The 16,058-nt window shown below is 34.1% G+C and carries 14 protein-coding genes; 9 read left to right on the top strand and 5 right to left on the bottom strand.

The features are described 5' to 3' along the window. Nucleotides 1-26: 26 nt before the first annotated feature. The 3 genes from HNP25_RS13855 to HNP25_RS13845 all read right to left on the bottom strand — a co-directional run bounded on the left by HNP25_RS13855 (nucleotide 27) and on the right by HNP25_RS13845 (nucleotide 3,536). Nucleotides 27-1,703 (bottom strand): astroprincin family protein, encoded by a 1,677-nt coding sequence (locus HNP25_RS13855; protein WP_184135027.1) that lies wholly within the window; start codon nucleotides 1,701-1,703, stop codon nucleotides 27-29. 29 nt (nucleotides 1,704-1,732) lie between these two features. After that, nucleotides 1,733-2,419, bottom strand: a complete 687-nt coding sequence (locus HNP25_RS13850) for a hypothetical protein (RefSeq protein ID WP_184135025.1) — start codon at nucleotides 2,417-2,419, stop codon at nucleotides 1,733-1,735. Nucleotides 2,420-2,858: 439 nt separating this feature from the next. Next, nucleotides 2,859-3,536: a helix-turn-helix transcriptional regulator gene (locus HNP25_RS13845; RefSeq protein ID WP_184135024.1), complete on the bottom strand. Its 678-nt coding sequence runs from the start codon at nucleotides 3,534-3,536 to the stop codon at nucleotides 2,859-2,861. Nucleotides 3,537-4,108: 572 nt separating this feature from the next. Between HNP25_RS13845 and HNP25_RS13840 the strand changes: the two genes are divergently transcribed. The 4 genes from HNP25_RS13840 to HNP25_RS13825 all read left to right on the top strand — a co-directional run bounded on the left by HNP25_RS13840 (nucleotide 4,109) and on the right by HNP25_RS13825 (nucleotide 8,137). Beyond that, nucleotides 4,109-5,188, top strand: coding sequence for an LptF/LptG family permease (locus tag HNP25_RS13840; protein WP_184135022.1), 1,080 nt, complete (start codon nucleotides 4,109-4,111; stop codon nucleotides 5,186-5,188). A 94-nt stretch (nucleotides 5,189-5,282) separates the two neighbouring features. Then, nucleotides 5,283-6,173, top strand: a complete 891-nt coding sequence (locus tag HNP25_RS13835) for a DMT family transporter (protein WP_184135020.1) — start codon at nucleotides 5,283-5,285, stop codon at nucleotides 6,171-6,173. Nucleotides 6,174-6,364: 191 nt separating this feature from the next. Next, the gene (locus HNP25_RS13830) at nucleotides 6,365-7,072 is read left to right on the top strand and encodes a glycosyltransferase family 2 protein (protein WP_184135019.1); all 708 of its coding nucleotides are present in this window, start codon (nucleotides 6,365-6,367) and stop codon (nucleotides 7,070-7,072) included. A 117-nt stretch (nucleotides 7,073-7,189) separates the two neighbouring features. Then, nucleotides 7,190-8,137 (top strand): glycosyltransferase family 2 protein, encoded by a 948-nt coding sequence (locus HNP25_RS13825; protein WP_184135017.1) that lies wholly within the window; start codon nucleotides 7,190-7,192, stop codon nucleotides 8,135-8,137. 69 nt (nucleotides 8,138-8,206) lie between these two features. Here HNP25_RS13825 and HNP25_RS13820 read toward each other — a convergent pair whose 3' ends face one another. Then, the gene (locus tag HNP25_RS13820; RefSeq protein ID WP_184135015.1) at nucleotides 8,207-9,166 is read right to left on the bottom strand and encodes an AAA family ATPase; all 960 of its coding nucleotides are present in this window, start codon (nucleotides 9,164-9,166) and stop codon (nucleotides 8,207-8,209) included. A gap of 318 nt (nucleotides 9,167-9,484) precedes the next feature. Between HNP25_RS13820 and HNP25_RS13815 the strand changes: the two genes are divergently transcribed. Beyond that, nucleotides 9,485-10,108: a hypothetical protein gene (locus tag HNP25_RS13815; protein WP_184135014.1), complete on the top strand. Its 624-nt coding sequence runs from the start codon at nucleotides 9,485-9,487 to the stop codon at nucleotides 10,106-10,108. A 47-nt stretch (nucleotides 10,109-10,155) separates the two neighbouring features. Here the strand turns inward: HNP25_RS13815 and HNP25_RS13810 are convergent, their stop codons facing one another. Continuing rightward, nucleotides 10,156-11,352: a hypothetical protein gene (locus HNP25_RS13810; protein WP_184135012.1), complete on the bottom strand. Its 1,197-nt coding sequence runs from the start codon at nucleotides 11,350-11,352 to the stop codon at nucleotides 10,156-10,158. 203 nt (nucleotides 11,353-11,555) lie between these two features. Between HNP25_RS13810 and HNP25_RS13805 the strand changes: the two genes are divergently transcribed. The 4 genes from HNP25_RS13805 to HNP25_RS13790 all read left to right on the top strand — a co-directional run bounded on the left by HNP25_RS13805 (nucleotide 11,556) and on the right by HNP25_RS13790 (nucleotide 15,932). Then, a complete protein-coding gene (locus HNP25_RS13805) occupies nucleotides 11,556-12,182 on the top strand; it encodes an ABC transporter ATP-binding protein (RefSeq protein ID WP_184135010.1) in 627 nt (208 codons plus the stop codon). A 3-nt stretch (nucleotides 12,183-12,185) separates the two neighbouring features. Further along, nucleotides 12,186-13,439 (top strand): ABC transporter permease, encoded by a 1,254-nt coding sequence (locus HNP25_RS13800; protein ID WP_184135009.1) that lies wholly within the window; start codon nucleotides 12,186-12,188, stop codon nucleotides 13,437-13,439. 100 nt (nucleotides 13,440-13,539) lie between these two features. Then, the gene (locus HNP25_RS13795; RefSeq protein WP_184135007.1) at nucleotides 13,540-14,007 is read left to right on the top strand and encodes a DUF3299 domain-containing protein; all 468 of its coding nucleotides are present in this window, start codon (nucleotides 13,540-13,542) and stop codon (nucleotides 14,005-14,007) included. Between the two features lie 305 nt (nucleotides 14,008-14,312). Then, nucleotides 14,313-15,932 carry an acyl-CoA carboxylase subunit beta gene (locus HNP25_RS13790; protein WP_184135006.1) on the top strand — a complete coding sequence of 540 codons (1,620 nt, stop codon included), beginning with the start codon at nucleotides 14,313-14,315 and terminating at the stop codon, nucleotides 15,930-15,932. The last annotated feature ends 126 nt before the right edge of the window (nucleotides 15,933-16,058 follow it).

Here is a 16,058-nt window from a genome sequence, read left to right as displayed (position 1 = left end):
TCACTGTATTTATCAACCACAATCCACTATTTACAATCATTAGCAGTATAACTTGCCAAGACACTTACTCTACCAGTTGAAGCATTATACCTTGTTGTACCTGATATACCTATACCTCCAGAAGTAACAATGGTAGATGAATTCTTTCCAAACGTAACTCTGCCAGAATAACTTTTACCATCATAATAGGTATAAAAGATATATTCCCTTCCTTCTCTTAATGTAATACTTCCTTTACCACTTCTTGCATAGATATATGCCCATCTTCTATCAGTAGGATCATAAAAATCAACCCAAGTTGATGGTTTAATATTTAAGCTCTTATTACTACATTTTACTGTAAAATCTATATCTATATTAATATATGGTGGTATATTAGGTACTGAGACATTTACATTAACTGGAGTAGATGAGCAAGGGTCAAAAGCCGCAGAACGACCAATTAGAGCAGCACTGTTTCTTGAAAAAATGTCAAGCTGAACTCTAAAATTATTTGGAGCTCTTCCAGCGTTAATAAAACCATTATTTAAATTACCATTTAAAACATCAAAATTTGAAATTGATGTATAGAATGAGCGACTACCATTTGGAGCTACTAAATATAAATAGGCATAAAAATCATAACTATTTGTATAAGTATTGATATTAGAAGCTACTCTAAACTTCAGAGTAGTACTCCTGTTACTACATCCTCTATAATACCAATCTAAATTCCAATAAGATAAGTGTGCTGCTTTAAAAGTTGCTGTCAATTTACCATCAGCTCCTTTTGTTACAATTGCTTCCCCTTCTTCTTTCCACTCTCCTGTCTCACTATCATAACTCCATGTAGGAATTTTATCTCCTTCATGTACTTTTTGACCTGTTTCTGGGTTTTCAAGTTCTGTGCTAACTCCTACTTTTACATCAATTGGTTTTGAAAAGCTTGTAACCTTTTTACCATCTGCTTCCATATCAACCGCAACAAAACCACCAGTAATAAATGAACCTTCAGTGGTAGTTCCATTCTGCATAGTAACATTCTCTGCAGCAAAACCTCCCGGAAAACTAGTCAATGCTTCCTGAGTTTCAGTGCCGTATTGAACAACTTGTGTTTTTACAGTTGTTGCGTTAATAACATTTCCTGCCACATCTTTTACTTGTGTTCCCGGTGCTATCGTAATCTGAGCCGTCTCAGCTTTATCGGCAGTAGCTGGTACATTAATTGTTGAGCCAGTTGTCAACGACAATACACTTGTCGCTGCTGCTGTACCATGAGGAGGGCTAGCGACACTTGTTAGAGGAACGTCAAATGCTAAAGTGCTATCTGCACTAACAACAGTAATCGTTTTACTCGTTGAGACATATCCTGTTCCAGAAACAACAACTGTAAACTCAATAGGATTTGCTTCGGATGGCTTAACATTTTTATTTAATACCAAAGGAAGTACATTGCCAATTACAGTATAATCTTTCCCTCCTGCATCATCTAGCACTAAATCTTTGCCAGGACCCGAAATTGTCACGGTCAGTCCTTCTGGCACTTTTGTTGCATCAGCATTGCCATCTACAAATCTCAGCAATATCGGAGCTTTATAAATATCTGTATTTACGGTTAATTCTACGTCTTCAAATGGGTTGATTTTCTGACAGGCAAAGACGACAAATAGTCCAAAAATTGTATATAATACAGGGCGAAAATAATTACGATATTTTAGTTTCATGATTTCTTATCTTTTAGGATTAAAGTTATTTACTTGTTTACACGTACTGCCAATCTAAGATTTAGCATTGGCCAATAACGCCAATCGTTCATGTTAGCTTGTACTTTTGCTTCTTGTTCATTCATACTACTTAGGCGTTCTGTGCCTGTTAATGATACTACTGGTTGTTTCAAATAATAGGTTCCTAATTCAAAACCAAAGCCTACTCGTTTTTTAGGTACTGCTCTTCCAAAACCAATGCCCACAAATGGTGCAATTCCTTTGCCATAGTCTAGTCCAAATCTGAAAGTTCCAACTTCTTCAGGCGTAAAGACTGTCTCACCAAAAGTATAATTTTCTGTTGGAGTCGCTAATACGCCTAGTTCGCCTTTCAATACATAACTCACTCCGCCAATTAGTTTAAAGCTACTCTTCGCAAAAGGGAAGTATTCCAACGACAAGCCTACTGCACTCATGTCAAAGTTTCCATCTAGCTCAACCTTCTCATCAGAAATATCCAATTGTGTATTCATGTTGTATTTGAAGTAATTGTACTTCAACTTAACACTCAAATGGTTATTGTATTGATACGATACATCCAAGCTCGGAGTTGTTCCTATGCCTAAACCAATCGCAAATTTCCCATCATTGGGAGCTTTAATTTTAACTTTTTCCTGACAAAAGGCACTCCCACCAATTGTACAAATAGTCATTAAAAGCAATAGCAGTTTTTTCATGCTGTGATATTTATAAAGGTTTGTATGTTTGATTCTATTTTATAAGCAATCTTTTTGCTTCGTCTAAAAGTATAGACACACCTATTCTTCATGCTTTTAGCATGTTTTACTGAAAAAAATCGACATTATTCTTCTTTGATGATGTGTTAAATTTGAAGGGTATACTTGGCGGAATGTGTATACCCTAAAGGTTTCTTATATCCCGAAACCGATTATCGAAAGTACTTAAAAATTAAAAGCGAGTATCACTCAACCAGCCTTATGCACTTAAAAACTTATTATACGGTTAACTATTAAAGTATCATTCAAAAAATAGCTTAAAATGTATCTGCTAATTGAGGCTATATTCTATTCTCTACAAACTTTAAATGCAAAAGTAAAGACGCCAGCTTGGCTAATCAATACCCATTTCTGGGTATTTTTTTAAATCAAAAGTCACTTAAATTAAGTTAAATGCCCTTGCAAACTGGCAAAGCTCAAAGTAGGAATTAGTATTGAGTTTTTTCTTGATGTTTTTCCGATGTGTTTCAACCGTTCCTACCGAAATAAATAATTGTTCAGCAGTATCAACAGAACTCATACCCATTGCCAGTAATTTTAATATTTCGCATTCACGTTTACTAAGGCTTGAAAATAGCTGAATGTTGTTTCGCAGAAAATTATTCTCTTCTAACAATCGCTCTGCTTTAAAAGTCATGTGGTGCATGGTGTCGATTGGAAAGGCTATTGTAATAGCTAATAGCGGATTTCCTTGTTCATCACGGGCAAAAACCATTGTACTTGCCATGTGCCATTTCCAAGGAGCATTAATCCCAAAACGCACCTGCTGAAAACAAGTACAAATTTCATCAGCAATATTTCGCTCCATCAAACTCAACACTTTGGGAGCATAATCTTTAGCATCTTCTGGATTGAAATAACGGTAATAATACTCTTCCGAAGGTAAACTGGTAATTTCTTCTAAAGTTACACCAAGCTCGTCAAGTCCTCTTGGCGACATCCAAGCAACTGACCAATCACGTAGGTCGTGCAATACAACTACTCCTGGTAACTTGTAAGCTACCTTAGCAATTTCAAGAATATTCTTATCAATTATTTCCTGATTTGTATCAATCATCTAGTTCACAAATATTTAAGTTTGATAGTATAAATATATGCTCTACGACGTAAACCATTAAAGACAATCAGCCATTTACTTCCAAAAAACTTATTATTCGGTTAATTTTTTCGTAAATGCTATAAGATGAGGCAATTATCTTATTTACTCCTCTTCCTATCAAAAAGACGGGAAAACCTATCTTAAAGATTGGTCAAGCTATCTTTTAGATAGGTCAATGCGTCTTTTTGATAGGACAAGCTATGATTTAGATAGGTGGAGCTATCTAAATCATAGCTTGTCCTATCTTTTTTGCGGTTTTTTGCGTGAAAAAGATAGGGCATCCTATCTCGGAGATAGGTTCGCCCATCTTTTTCACGCAATTTCCCGTATAAAAGCGAAGAATACCGCACAATTAAAAAAAGCAATTACTTATTCCCTGACTCTGCCTTGATTCCTTCATTGAGTGCTTATTAACAATTTTTAATCCTGCAAATGGATACTTCAAACCTGAGAGTTTTTTTTTATTCGTAGCTTTGTAAAATATTATGATTTGAATAGCTGCGGTTGTCGCTATTGTGACTTACAGAAAAATGAAAATTCTCGATTTATACATCATTAAAAAATTTCTTACAACGTATTTTTTCGCCGTGTTAATCATCGTCTCTATCATTATGGTGATTGATTATACCGAAAAAATCGACAATTTTATTGATAATAAAGCTTCTGTTCACGCTGTTCTTTTTGACTATTACCTCAATTTTATTCCTTATTGGGCTAATTATATTAGTCCGCTGATGGTGTTTATTGCTACGGTTTTCTTTACCGCCAATTTAGCTGCACGCACCGAAATCATTGCGATTCTGAGTACTGGAGTAAGCTTTACTCGTTTTATTCGTCCTTATATTATTGCTTCTTCTATCATCGGAGTACTTACTTTTTTTATGGTTGGTTGGGTAATTCCTAATGCCAATAAAACTCGAATTGCCTTTGAAAGAAAGTACGTAGTAGGTTCTTATTATTATAGTGGTAGAGATGTGCATATCAAAATTGGCCCGCACGATTATGCCTATATGGAAAGCTACGATACAGGTTCACAAACGGGTTATAAATTTTCTTTAGATAAAATTGAAGGACATGAATTAAAGACCAAATTACTTGCAGACCATATCACTTGGGATTCTACCAGAAGAAAATGGTCGATTTTTGATTACCGAGTGAGAACTTTCTTACCTAATGGCAAACAAAAATTAACCTACGGAACAAAAATTGATACAACACTCAATTTACTTCCCAAAGATTTTGAAAGTACTTATCAAATTCACGAAACGCTCACCAATTCTGAACTAGAAGCAACGATTAATCAAATTAGAAGTCGTGGTGCAGATGGTATTGAGATTTTTCTGATTGAGAAATACTTACGTTTTGCCAATCCATTTGCTGTAATTATTCTGAGCGTTATTGGTGTCATTGTTTCTGCTCGTAAATCAAGAGGCGGTGTAGGTTTTCAAATTGCTTTAGGCTTTATGTTAGCCTTTCTGTATATTCTATTCTTTATGATGAGTAAAGGTATTGCACAATCTGGCGGAATGCCTCCGCTCCTAGCCGTGTGGTTACCGAATTTAGTTTTTACAGGTATTGGTGTTATTCTATATTATACCGTGCCGAGGTAGTTCGGCGTTTTATAGGTTAAATCCTTTTTTTTCATTATTAGATAATTACATAAATCCTTATAGGTTTGACTAAATGCTTTCAAATACTTATTTCATGAAAACAAACAATATAAAAGATTACATCCAACTCCATTTAGTTGTACTCATCGCTGGATTTACGGCTATTTTAGGAGCATTAATTTCTGCACATTCTTTAAGTGTTGTCTTTTTCAGAACACTGCTGGCTTCGGGTGGTTTGTTTATTTATTTATATTTGAAAAACGTTTCCATCAAAGTTTCTACCAAAGCTACTTGGCAATTATTGGCAACAGGCGGAATTATCGCTTTGCATTGGTTTACATTTTTTTATGCTGCCAAAATATCGACCGTAGCCATTTGTTTAGCAGGTTTTTCAACAGGTTCATTGTGGACAAGTTTACTAGAACCCATTTGGGACAAAAGAAAAATCAGAATCATAGAAGTTGGTTTGGGCTTGATGGTGATTGTAGGATTATACTTGATATTTTTGTTTGAAGTAAATCATATCATGGGTTTATTCGTCGGGATATTCTCTGCTTTTCTGAGTGCCCTTTTCTCCGTAATCAATTCCAGATTTGCGACAAAACATAGTCCACAAATCATTACTTTTTATGAGATGATGGGTGCTACCATTTTTACTTTTGTACCAGTTCTGTATTTATTTTTTGAAGGAAGTGCCAATCTCAAAATCATACCTCAAGGTTTAGATTGGCTTTGGATAATGATTTTAGCTTTTGTTTGCACAGTATATGCTTTTGCCGAAGGAGTAGAATTGATTCGGAAATTTTCAGCCTTTACGTTCAATCTTACTTTAAACCTCGAACCCGTTTACGGTATCATTTTAGCCTATTTAATTTTCGGAGAAAAAGAACAGATGACAACAGGTTTTTATGCAGGAACATTTATTATTTTGGCTTCCGTTTTACTATATCCCTTGCTTAAAAAGAGTAAATTTTCTAACAATTGAATACGATTCAAATTAGGTTTTGGAATACCAAAAGGCTTAATCTAAACTTTTTACGCTATATTTGAGGCTAATTATAATTAAGGTTTATCGTGAACAAAACGACTTGATTCATTTCTCTATAGCAGAATCTATTCAACAAAACATTCTTAACTTGTTTATACCGATAAACCAATCCTAAATTTTCTTACTCAATGAAACTTTCTATTGTCATTCCTTCTTATAATGAAGCCAAAACCATCCATTTAATTCTTGATAAAGTCAGAGTATTACAACTGGTAAATGACATCGAAAAAGAAGTAATTGTGGTTAATGACTGTTCTACAGATGATACAAATACTGAGATAGAAAAGTATATCAATCAACATAATTTCCCGATTAGTTATCACAGCCATGCTGTCAATCAAGGTAAAGGAGCAGCGATTAGAACAGGTATTCAAAGAGCAACTGGCGATTTAATCATCATACAAGATGCCGATTTAGAATATGACCCTAACGAGTATAATATCATGCTGATGCCAATCATTAATGGCCATGCTGATGTTGTTTATGGCTCAAGATTTACCAGTGGACGTGCCCACAGAATTCTATTCTTTTGGCATACAATTGGAAATAAATTCCTTACTTTTTTAAGTAATATGCTTAATAATTTGAACCTTACCGACATGGAAACTTGCTACAAACTGTTTCGTGCCGATATTATCAAAGGGATTCATTTAGAAGAAAATCGTTTTGGATTTGAACCAGAAGTAACTGCTAAAATTGCTAGAATTAAGAATATTCGTATTTATGAAGTAGGGATTTCGTACTATGGAAGAACTTATGCCGAAGGCAAAAAAATAAACTGGAAAGATGGTTTCAGAGCGATTTACTGCATTCTCAAATACGGACTTTTCAAATAACCATTTCACATTGACAAGTAGCATTTGTAAAACAAACGACTTATTGGGTAAAATTCACAATTCATCAATCATAATTCGTAACTCTTACTTGCTTTCACCCGCAAACATTTTAATTCCTTGAAAACCCCTCAAATTTCAATTATCGCCCCACTCTATAATGAAAGTGAAACCTTTCCATTTTTAGTAGAAAGGTTAAATAACTTAATGGATTCGGTTCAAGAAAGCATTGAAATTGTTTTGATAGATGATGGAAGTCGTGATAATACAGCAGAGCTAATGCAGGCTTTGGCTTTGACCGACGAAAGATACCATTGCTTATTTTTAGCCAGAAATCACGGACATCAATTAGCCCTTACTGCAGGTTTGGCAGTATCAAAAGGCAGCGAAGCCGTCATGGTGATTGATGGCGATTTACAAGACCCACCAGAATTATTAACCGAATTTTATCCTTATTTAAAACAAGGTTACGATGTGGTATATGCAGTACGCAAACAGCGAAAAGAAAATTTTGTAAAAAGAAGTGCTTATTATCTATTCTACCGTTTACTGAAAAGTATCTCTTATGTGGATATTCCATTAGATAGTGGCGATTTTGCTTTGATGAGTCGCAGAGTAGTTAATATCATGAATAAAATGCCCGAAGAAAGTCGTTATTTAAGAGGAATGCGTACTTGGGTTGGCTTCAAACAAATTGGTGTTGAGTATGCCAGAGAGGAACGTCACTCAGGTGAATCGAAATATTCTTTCAAACAGCTTTTCAATTTAGCTTATAGTGGCATTTTTAATTTTAGTGAATTTCCTATCAAATTTGTGTCACGCTTAGGAGTACTTTCAATTATCGTTTCATTGATTTACTTTATCAGCGTATTGATTAAGAAGTATTATTTTCAAGAAGTAATTGAAGGTTTTCCTGCTTTACTTTTTATGATTATATTGTTTAGTGGCGTACAATTATTTGCATTAGGAGTACTTGGTGAATATATCCTTCGGGTATTTTTCCAGTCTAAAAACAGACCATTATTCATTATCAAAAGCGAAATTCATAATAAGGAATTTGTAGAATAAATCATTGAGTGATGAATATTTAATTGGCAAAAAATAAGGGGAATGACTTTGAAATCATTCCCCTTATTTTTATCTACCGATAGCTACTCTTCTCAGAATGGTATCAATTACTTGCATCGTTGTAATACCATCAGCTTCTGCTTCATAATTCAGCATAATTCTATGGTTCAATACATCTGGAGCAATTTCTTTAATATCTTCTGGCAATACATAATCTCTTCCATCTAAATATGCTAGTACTTTTGACGCCAAATTCAAATTGATACTTGCACGTGGCGATGCTCCAAATTGTACATAACGAGCTTCTTCTCTGAGTCCATAATCTCCTGGTTTACGAGTAGCAAAAATCAGTTCAATAATGTATTTTTCAAGCGTTTCAGAAATCGTAATATCGTTAATCTCTTTTCGGATTTTAAAAATATCTTCTTTATCAAGAATTGCCCGAGGCTGATAATTAAAATCCATGTTCGACATCTTCCTCATTACTTCTAATTCTTGCTCTTTATTCAAATAATCCACAAAAACCTTTAGCATAAATCTATCTACTTGTGCTTCTGGCAAAGGGAAAGTACCTTCTTGTTCTACAGGGTTTTGCGTAGCTAATACTAAAAAAGGTTTATCGAGCGGATAAGTAAAATCTCCAATGGTTACTTGTTTTTCTTGCATTGCTTCCAAAAGAGCAGATTGCACTTTTGCAGGCGCACGGTTTACTTCATCAGCCAAAATAATATTGGCAAATACTGGACCTTTTTTTACTTCAAAATCATCTGATTTACGACTGTAAATCATCGTTCCAATCAAGTCGGCAGGAAGTAAATCGGGCGTAAACTGAATTCTATGAAAATCTAGTTTAAGAATTTTTGATAAAGTATTTACAGATAATGTTTTAGCCAAGCCCGGTACACCTTCCAACAAAACGTGTCCGCCAGTAAACAAGCCAATGAGTAAACGATTCGTCAGTTTTTCATGACCAACCACTACTTTACCCATTTCTTCAAATACTTGATTTATTTTTTCTCTTGAAGTCATATATTATATCAAGGTAAGTTTTATGCTGTCTTTATTAAAATCAAAAAATACAGCATTTACCTTATAAAAGCCTTTAAAATTGTTCATTGTAGAGCAATTTTACGAAAAAAAATTGGCAATACACAGGCTAAAATCTAAATTCAAACCATTAACTCTAGTAGTCTAATAACTGTATATATTGAGCTCATAGTAGATATTTAATTGAATTAATATTGAAATTAAATAAATTGCTTTCATATTTATATCTTTCAAGTAAACATAAATCTAATAATTAGATGATTGAAAAGTTTATTTATTTCTATTAAACCTTGTACCAAAATGAAGAAAATTATACTTATCTCTATCTTTTGTTGGCTATCTCATCTCAATTTATTCTCACAAAGTTTAATTGATAAAAGGATTTATAGTAGTAACCTGTCATTATCATTAAATCACGATACATATAATTATAAGTTCAGTAGCCCATATTCAGCTACTAATACAAATGTAAGTGTAAGTTTTTTAGCAGGGAAAATCAGAAAAAATAATTCCTATGTAGCCTATGGTTTTGTTTTAGGAGGACATTCTCTTAACCAAGTAACAAATTTCTCTCAACAAATTAGCCTTGGTCCAGCCATACAAGTTGGAAAATTTATAAAGATATTTGATCAGTTCTATTTTGCTCCTAAAAGCAATTTTACTTTGGCCGGAGTTATTGGAAAAACTGAGTCTTCAGAGATATTAAACGATAAAGGAATAAATACAAGTATCGAAATATCACCTTTAAGTTTCGTATATCAAATTAAAGAAAAAATTATGCTCAATATGAGTTTAGGTCAATTTGCACTGAATTACACTTACTTAAATAGTCGTAATGATTACTTTTCACAAACTAGCCATAACTTAAACATTAACGGAAACCTGTCTAATTACACCAGTTTAGGAATGTTTTATTTATTCTAAAACAATACTCTTCCCAAAATTTGTAGGAAGAGTATCATTATGAAATATTACTTATTTTTCCCAAGTGCATAGCTAAGTCCAAGCGAAACTTTTTGGATAGTTCCTGAAATAAAAGGATAAGGTTTAAGTCCTGCATCTGTGTTATTATAAGTGAGTTCAAGATTCATTTTATTCAATCTTGTCCCTACCCCAACCTTAAAACCCATTGTATTGCCCAAACCTTGATAGTAAACATGTTGACTCTTTTCTGCTAATCTAATTTCTAATGATACTGCTGCGTTGATATATATATCAACTTTTTTAGGTACATTTTTATATATCGAATATTGTGGCCCAATATAAGCTCCCAAATATGAAGTATTAGTTGGTATAACATAACTACTAAATAACCTTACATCCTCTTCATAAAAATTATATAGTAAATCAGCTTTTATTCCAAACCTTCTTCTTTTTGAAGGTATTTCAAATAAACCTCCCAGACCAAAAGAACCAGACATTAAACCTGCCTTTTTGAATTCATTTGGAGAATTACCAATTGTATAACCAAAAGCCCCGACCGCCGCTTGTATAAATAAAGTAGATTTAAACTTTTCTTTTTTTGAAACTTCAACAGGCTTATTATCCCCAAAATAAATATTGTATTTTATCACCAAAGGGATTAAATCTGAATCCCTATATAAATATTTGAATACTTTCCCTGAGTAATTTGAGCAATCTTCGCACAAATCATATAATTGCTTGTTATAAATATCAAGATGGACATTGTATGTTCTATAGTCTATTGTCCTCAGAAAGCGATGGTCGATAAGTTCTTTTATTGGCTCATTTAGTTTCTCAATAAAAAAGTGTTTTTTATTATTTATATCTTGCAAATAGTATAAACTCAACCTTCCTTTTACTAACTGCTTCAAAAATAAAGTAGTATCTACCACTACTCTATCATAACTTTCAATTAAACTCCCTAATTGATGTGGAGTAATGTCTAAAGCAATTGCTTTTCGTACATAAGTCACTTCATTATTAATCACGAAGCCTTGAATATCGCTTAGTCCATACTTTACTTCTTGGTCGTCTTTTTTAAAGGTGATTTTTAAAGGAGAATAAACCCATTTTTGATTGTCGATTTGCCCACTGATGGTATCGCCAGTATTATTGATAACATAACCTGACATAAATTCTTTTTGGGCTTTGATGGTGAGATGCGATAGAACAGTAATCAGTACAGTCAATAAGATTTTTTTCATGGAGAGATTTTGATAAAAAGTGCGATTATTAAATTGTGTCTAAAAGTATTTTATCAAAAATAGATGATAAAACCCAGAATAACAATCGTTTTGGAACACTTTAATGGCTCGTTCGTTAATTTCAAATAGCCATAATATTAAACTATTCTTCAAACTTCTTGCAATATCATTGCATTGGTTATCTTTGTAAAAACATCAACAGCATGATAGCCACCCAAAACTTAACTTTCTCTTATTCGTCTGAAAAGAACTTTTCTTTTCCAGATTTTTCCTGTGCCGACCGTGAAACAATGCTTATTTTGGGTAAATCAGGAAAAGGTAAAACCACTTTTTTACATTTAATGGCTCTTTTATTGAAACCTACGGGCGGTAAAATCCAGATTAATAACCAAGAAATTAGCGATTTTTCGGTAAGTACTGCGGCAGATTTCAGAGCAAAAAATGTAGGAATTATTTATCAGAAACCTCATTTTGTTCATTCTTTGTCGGTCATGGAGAATTTACTCTTGGCAAATTATTTAGCTGGAAGATCTCAAGCAAAAGACCTTGCCAAACATTTGGCAGAAAGCTTGGGCTTTGCCGAACATTTGCATAAGAAAACCACACAATTATCACAAGGCGAACAGCAAAGAGTAAGTATCGCCAGAGCTTTGATGAATAAACCCTCTGTGATTTTGGCGGATGAACCTACCTCAAGTTTAGACGATGACAATTGTTTAAAAGTAGTGGATTTATTGAAAAAACAAATTGAAGAAATTGGAGCAAGTTTGGTAGTAGTTACGCACGACCAACGCCTAAAAGATGTGGTGGAAAAACGTATAAATTTATAGCAAATGAACTTACTAAAAATATCTTGGAGTAACCTTAAAGACAAGCCACTTACCAGTTTTTTAAGTATTTTATTGATGGCTTTGGGTATCGCCATTATTTCGTTGTTACTCTTGGCAGGTAAACAGTTAGAAGAAAAATTTACCCGAAATGTAGCAGGAATCGACATGGTGGTTGGGGCAAAAGGTAGTCCGCTACAATTGATTTTAGCCAGTATTTATCAAATTGACGCTCCGACAGGAAATATTTCTTTAGACGAAGCCAACCGACTTACTCGTAATCCTTTAGTGAAATCCGCCATTCCATTATCTATGGGCGATAGCTATCAAGGTTATAGAATTGTGGGGACAAACGAAAAGTACTTACAACATTTTGAAGCCGAATATGAAGCAGGAAAAGTATTTTCTGGAGCGATGGAAATGGTTGTAGGCTCAAAAGTTGCTAAAAATTTAGAATTAAAAGTTGGTGATACTTTTGCTTCGCAACATGGCTTCGATAAAGAAGGAGACGTTCACGAAGAAAAGAAATTTAAAGTAGTTGGTATATTGAAAAATACCAATTCGGTACTCGACCAATTGATGGTGACACCGCTTGAAAGCGTTTGGGCTGTACACGATTCCCACCATGAAGAAGAAGTAGGCAAAGGAGCAAATGCTTTGAAGCTTTTAGAAGAAGATAACATTACAGACGAAGAACATCATCACGAAGAAGAAGCCAAAGAAATTACTTCCATGCTGATAAAATTCAGAAATCCAGCGATGGGAATGATGATGGCAAGAAGTATTAATCAAAATACTACATTACAAACGGCTTCGCCCGCTATTGAAATCAATCGTTTGTTTGCTTTGATGGGTTTTGGAATTGATACTTTAAAAATTATTGCTTTGGTCATCATCATCGTTTCTGGTTTGAGCGTCTTTGTTTCACTCTACAATTCACTCAAAGAGCGAAAATATGAGATGGCTCTGATGCTTTCGATGGGTGCAAGTAGAACCAAATTATTCTTTCTTTTACTCTTAGAAGGCTTGATAATCAGCACGATTGGTTTTGTTTTTGGCGTGGTATTAAGTAGGCTTGGACTTTGGCTGATGTCGAAAAATGTAGAACAAAATTTTCATTACGACTTCAACGTTTTATCTTTGTTGACGGAAGAATTTTGGTTATTTCTCGGAGCATTATTCATTGGTTTATTGGCAGCAGCCATTCCATCTTTGGGTATTTATAAAATAGATATTTCAAGAACTTTAGCGGATGAGTAGCTCTATTTCGGCATTCGGATTTCAGATTTCGGCTATCAATGTAATATTAAATTAATAGCTTTGAGGTAAAAAACTGATACAACTAAAAATCAACAAAAAAATGAAAATAAAATCGTTACTCGTATTCGGTGTTTTATTCTTGGCTTTATCGGCTGCAACACCCATGAAAAAGCCAGTGGCTTTACCTGCGGAAAAACTTACTTGGGATATTCTAAAAGATGTAGTTTTCAAGAAAAAATGGTATCCTCAAGAATCTATTTTTATGCTATATCCAACTTTTGGCCCAGGCATAAAGAAATTAGAAAATAAAGAAGTAATCATCAAAGGCTATGTAATTCCTGTGGATGCTGCTACGAATATGTATGTACTTTCCGCATTTCCATACAGTCAGTGCTTTTTCTGTGGCGGTGCTGGGCCAGAATCTGTCATGTCTTTAAAGCCTAAAAAAGGTGCTGCTCATAAGTATAAAACGGATGAAATGCACACTTTCAAAGGCAAGTTAAAATTAAATGCTGATGATATTTATGAGATGAATTACATCTTAGAAGAAGCAGATTTAGAAGAGTAATAAAGTATGATTTATATCGAAGCCAGAGGAAACAATTCTTCTGGCTTTTTTTGTGGAGTAATCTAAAAAAAGTTTTTTAAATTTTATTCAACCAAATAATATTTTATTTATAGCGTAAAAACAAATTCTTAATACATCAAAAATCTACTTTCTCGACATCATAAAATTATTTTTCAAGCTTATCTCCAAATATTCTATTGAAAACCTATTTTTATCAGAATATTACACTATCAAAAAATAATTGTAAATTATCCAATAATAATACCATTTACAATTCATCAACAATCTCAAATCGTCCTAAAACTATGGTTGAATCAAATAAAATATTTCACGAACAATTGCTTTCAGAAATGAAGCAACGTTTAATAAAAATACAAGAAGGTGGTGGTCTAAAAAATATTCAAAAACAACACGAACGAGGCAAATTAATCGCCCGTGAACGCATCAATTATTTAATAGACGAAGGTACTTGCTTTCAGGAAATTGGTGCTTTTGTAGGATATGAAATGTACGAAGAATATGGCGGTTGCCCAGCAGGCGGAACTGTTGGCGGTTTAGGCTATGTTTCAGGACAATTATGCGTTGTCGTTGCCAACGACCAAACTGTAAAAGCGGGTGCATACTTTCCGATTACAGGGAAAAAGACCCTTCGTTTTCAGGAAATTGCTATGCAAAATCAATTGCCAATTATTTATTTGGTTGACAGTGCAGGCGTTTTTTTACCGATGCAAGACGAAATTTTTCCAGACAAAGAACATTTTGGGAAAGTATTCTATAATAATTCCATTATGAGTGCGATGGGAATCACTCAAATCTCGGCTGTGTTGGGAAGTTGTGTGGCTGGTGGTGCTTACTTGCCAATTATGTCGGACGAAACCCTGATGGTAAAAGGACAAAGTTCTATCTTTTTAGCTGGCCCATATTTAGTAAAAGCTGCCATTGGTGAAGAAATTGATGCAGAAACTTTGGGTGGAGCTAATACACATAATGCCATTTCGGGAAATGCAGATTATCAGTTTGATACAGAACAGGAGTGCCTCGACCAAATTAAAAGAACAATCGGTAAATTAGGACAGTTTGAAAAAGCTGGCTTCAATAGAAGTACTCCTAAAAATCCGACTAAAAGTATGGAAGAAATATTGGATATACTTCCAGAACTCAGAACCAAACCATACAACATGCGTGAAATTATCGAACGTTTGGTTGATGAATCTGAGTTTGATGAATTTAAAAAAGACTATGGCAAAACGATTATTTGTGGCTACGCTCGCATTGATGGCTGGGCAGTTGGTATTGTGGCGAATCAGCGATTGGTCATCAAAAATAACAAAGGCGAAGTACAAATTGGCGGAGTAATTTATAATGATTCAGCCGATAAAGCCGCTCGTTTTATCATGAATTGCAATCAGAAAAAAATTCCTTTGATTTTCTTGCAAGATGTTACAGGTTTTATGGTCGGTAGTCGTTCCGAACATTCAGGAATTATTAAAGACGGAGCCAAAATGGTGAATGCTGTTTCTAATTCAGTCGTTCCCAAAATCACGATTATTATCGGTAATTCTTACGGAGCAGGTAATTATGCCATGTGTGGCAAGGCATTCGACCCACGATTTATTTATGCTTGGCCAAGTGCTAAAATTGCCGTAATGGGTGGCGAACAAGCTGCACAAACTTTATTACAAACACAAGTAGCGTCGATGAAAGCCAGAGGAAAAGTAATCAGTAAAGAAGACGAAGACAATATTTTAAAAGAAATCAAAGACAAATACAATACGCAAACTACGCCATATTATGCGGCTGCAAGATTATGGGTAGATGAAATTATAGACCCATTAGCTACAAGAAGTATCATTTCAACAAGTATTTCAGCGGCAAATCATTCACCAATTACAAAAGAATTTAAAACGGGTATTTTACAAGTTTAATCATCAAAATCTTGAAATAATACAGATTTTAAGAGCCGAAGTATTGCTGAAGACAAGAATAAATATTCTCGAAAAATGAAAGATTCAAAGATAAATTGGGTAAAAAAGGGCTAAAATTGACTATTT

The sequence above is a fragment of the Arcicella rosea genome (genome assembly GCF_014204325.1).
Classification (GTDB): Bacteria; Bacteroidota; Bacteroidia; order Cytophagales; family Spirosomataceae; genus Arcicella; species Arcicella rosea_A.
This window is presented reverse-complemented; position numbering and strand designations above follow the sequence as displayed.

Bases quoted from the DNA above. Each gene is read 5' to 3' on its own strand.
- HNP25_RS13855 (WP_184135027.1), bottom strand. From the start codon at position 1,703: ATGAAACTAAAATATCGTAATTATTTTCGCCCTGTATTATATACAATT.
- HNP25_RS13850 (WP_184135025.1), bottom strand. From the start codon at position 2,419: ATGAAAAAACTGCTATTGCTTTTAATGACTATTTGTACAATTGGTGGG.
- HNP25_RS13845 (WP_184135024.1), bottom strand. From the start codon at position 3,536: ATGATTGATACAAATCAGGAAATAATTGATAAGAATATTCTTGAAATT.
- HNP25_RS13840 (WP_184135022.1), top strand. From the start codon at position 4,109: ATGAAAATTCTCGATTTATACATCATTAAAAAATTTCTTACAACGTAT.
- HNP25_RS13835 (WP_184135020.1), top strand. From the start codon at position 5,283: ATGAAAACAAACAATATAAAAGATTACATCCAACTCCATTTAGTTGTA.
- HNP25_RS13830 (WP_184135019.1), top strand. From the start codon at position 6,365: ATGAAACTTTCTATTGTCATTCCTTCTTATAATGAAGCCAAAACCATC.
- HNP25_RS13820 (WP_184135015.1), bottom strand. From the start codon at position 9,166: ATGACTTCAAGAGAAAAAATAAATCAAGTATTTGAAGAAATGGGTAAA.
- HNP25_RS13815 (WP_184135014.1), top strand. From the start codon at position 9,485: ATGAAGAAAATTATACTTATCTCTATCTTTTGTTGGCTATCTCATCTC.
- HNP25_RS13810 (WP_184135012.1), bottom strand. From the start codon at position 11,352: ATGAAAAAAATCTTATTGACTGTACTGATTACTGTTCTATCGCATCTC.
- HNP25_RS13805 (WP_184135010.1), top strand. From the start codon at position 11,556: ATGATAGCCACCCAAAACTTAACTTTCTCTTATTCGTCTGAAAAGAAC.
- HNP25_RS13800 (WP_184135009.1), top strand. From the start codon at position 12,186: ATGAACTTACTAAAAATATCTTGGAGTAACCTTAAAGACAAGCCACTT.
- HNP25_RS13795 (WP_184135007.1), top strand. From the start codon at position 13,540: ATGAAAATAAAATCGTTACTCGTATTCGGTGTTTTATTCTTGGCTTTA.
- HNP25_RS13790 (WP_184135006.1), top strand. From the start codon at position 14,313: ATGGTTGAATCAAATAAAATATTTCACGAACAATTGCTTTCAGAAATG.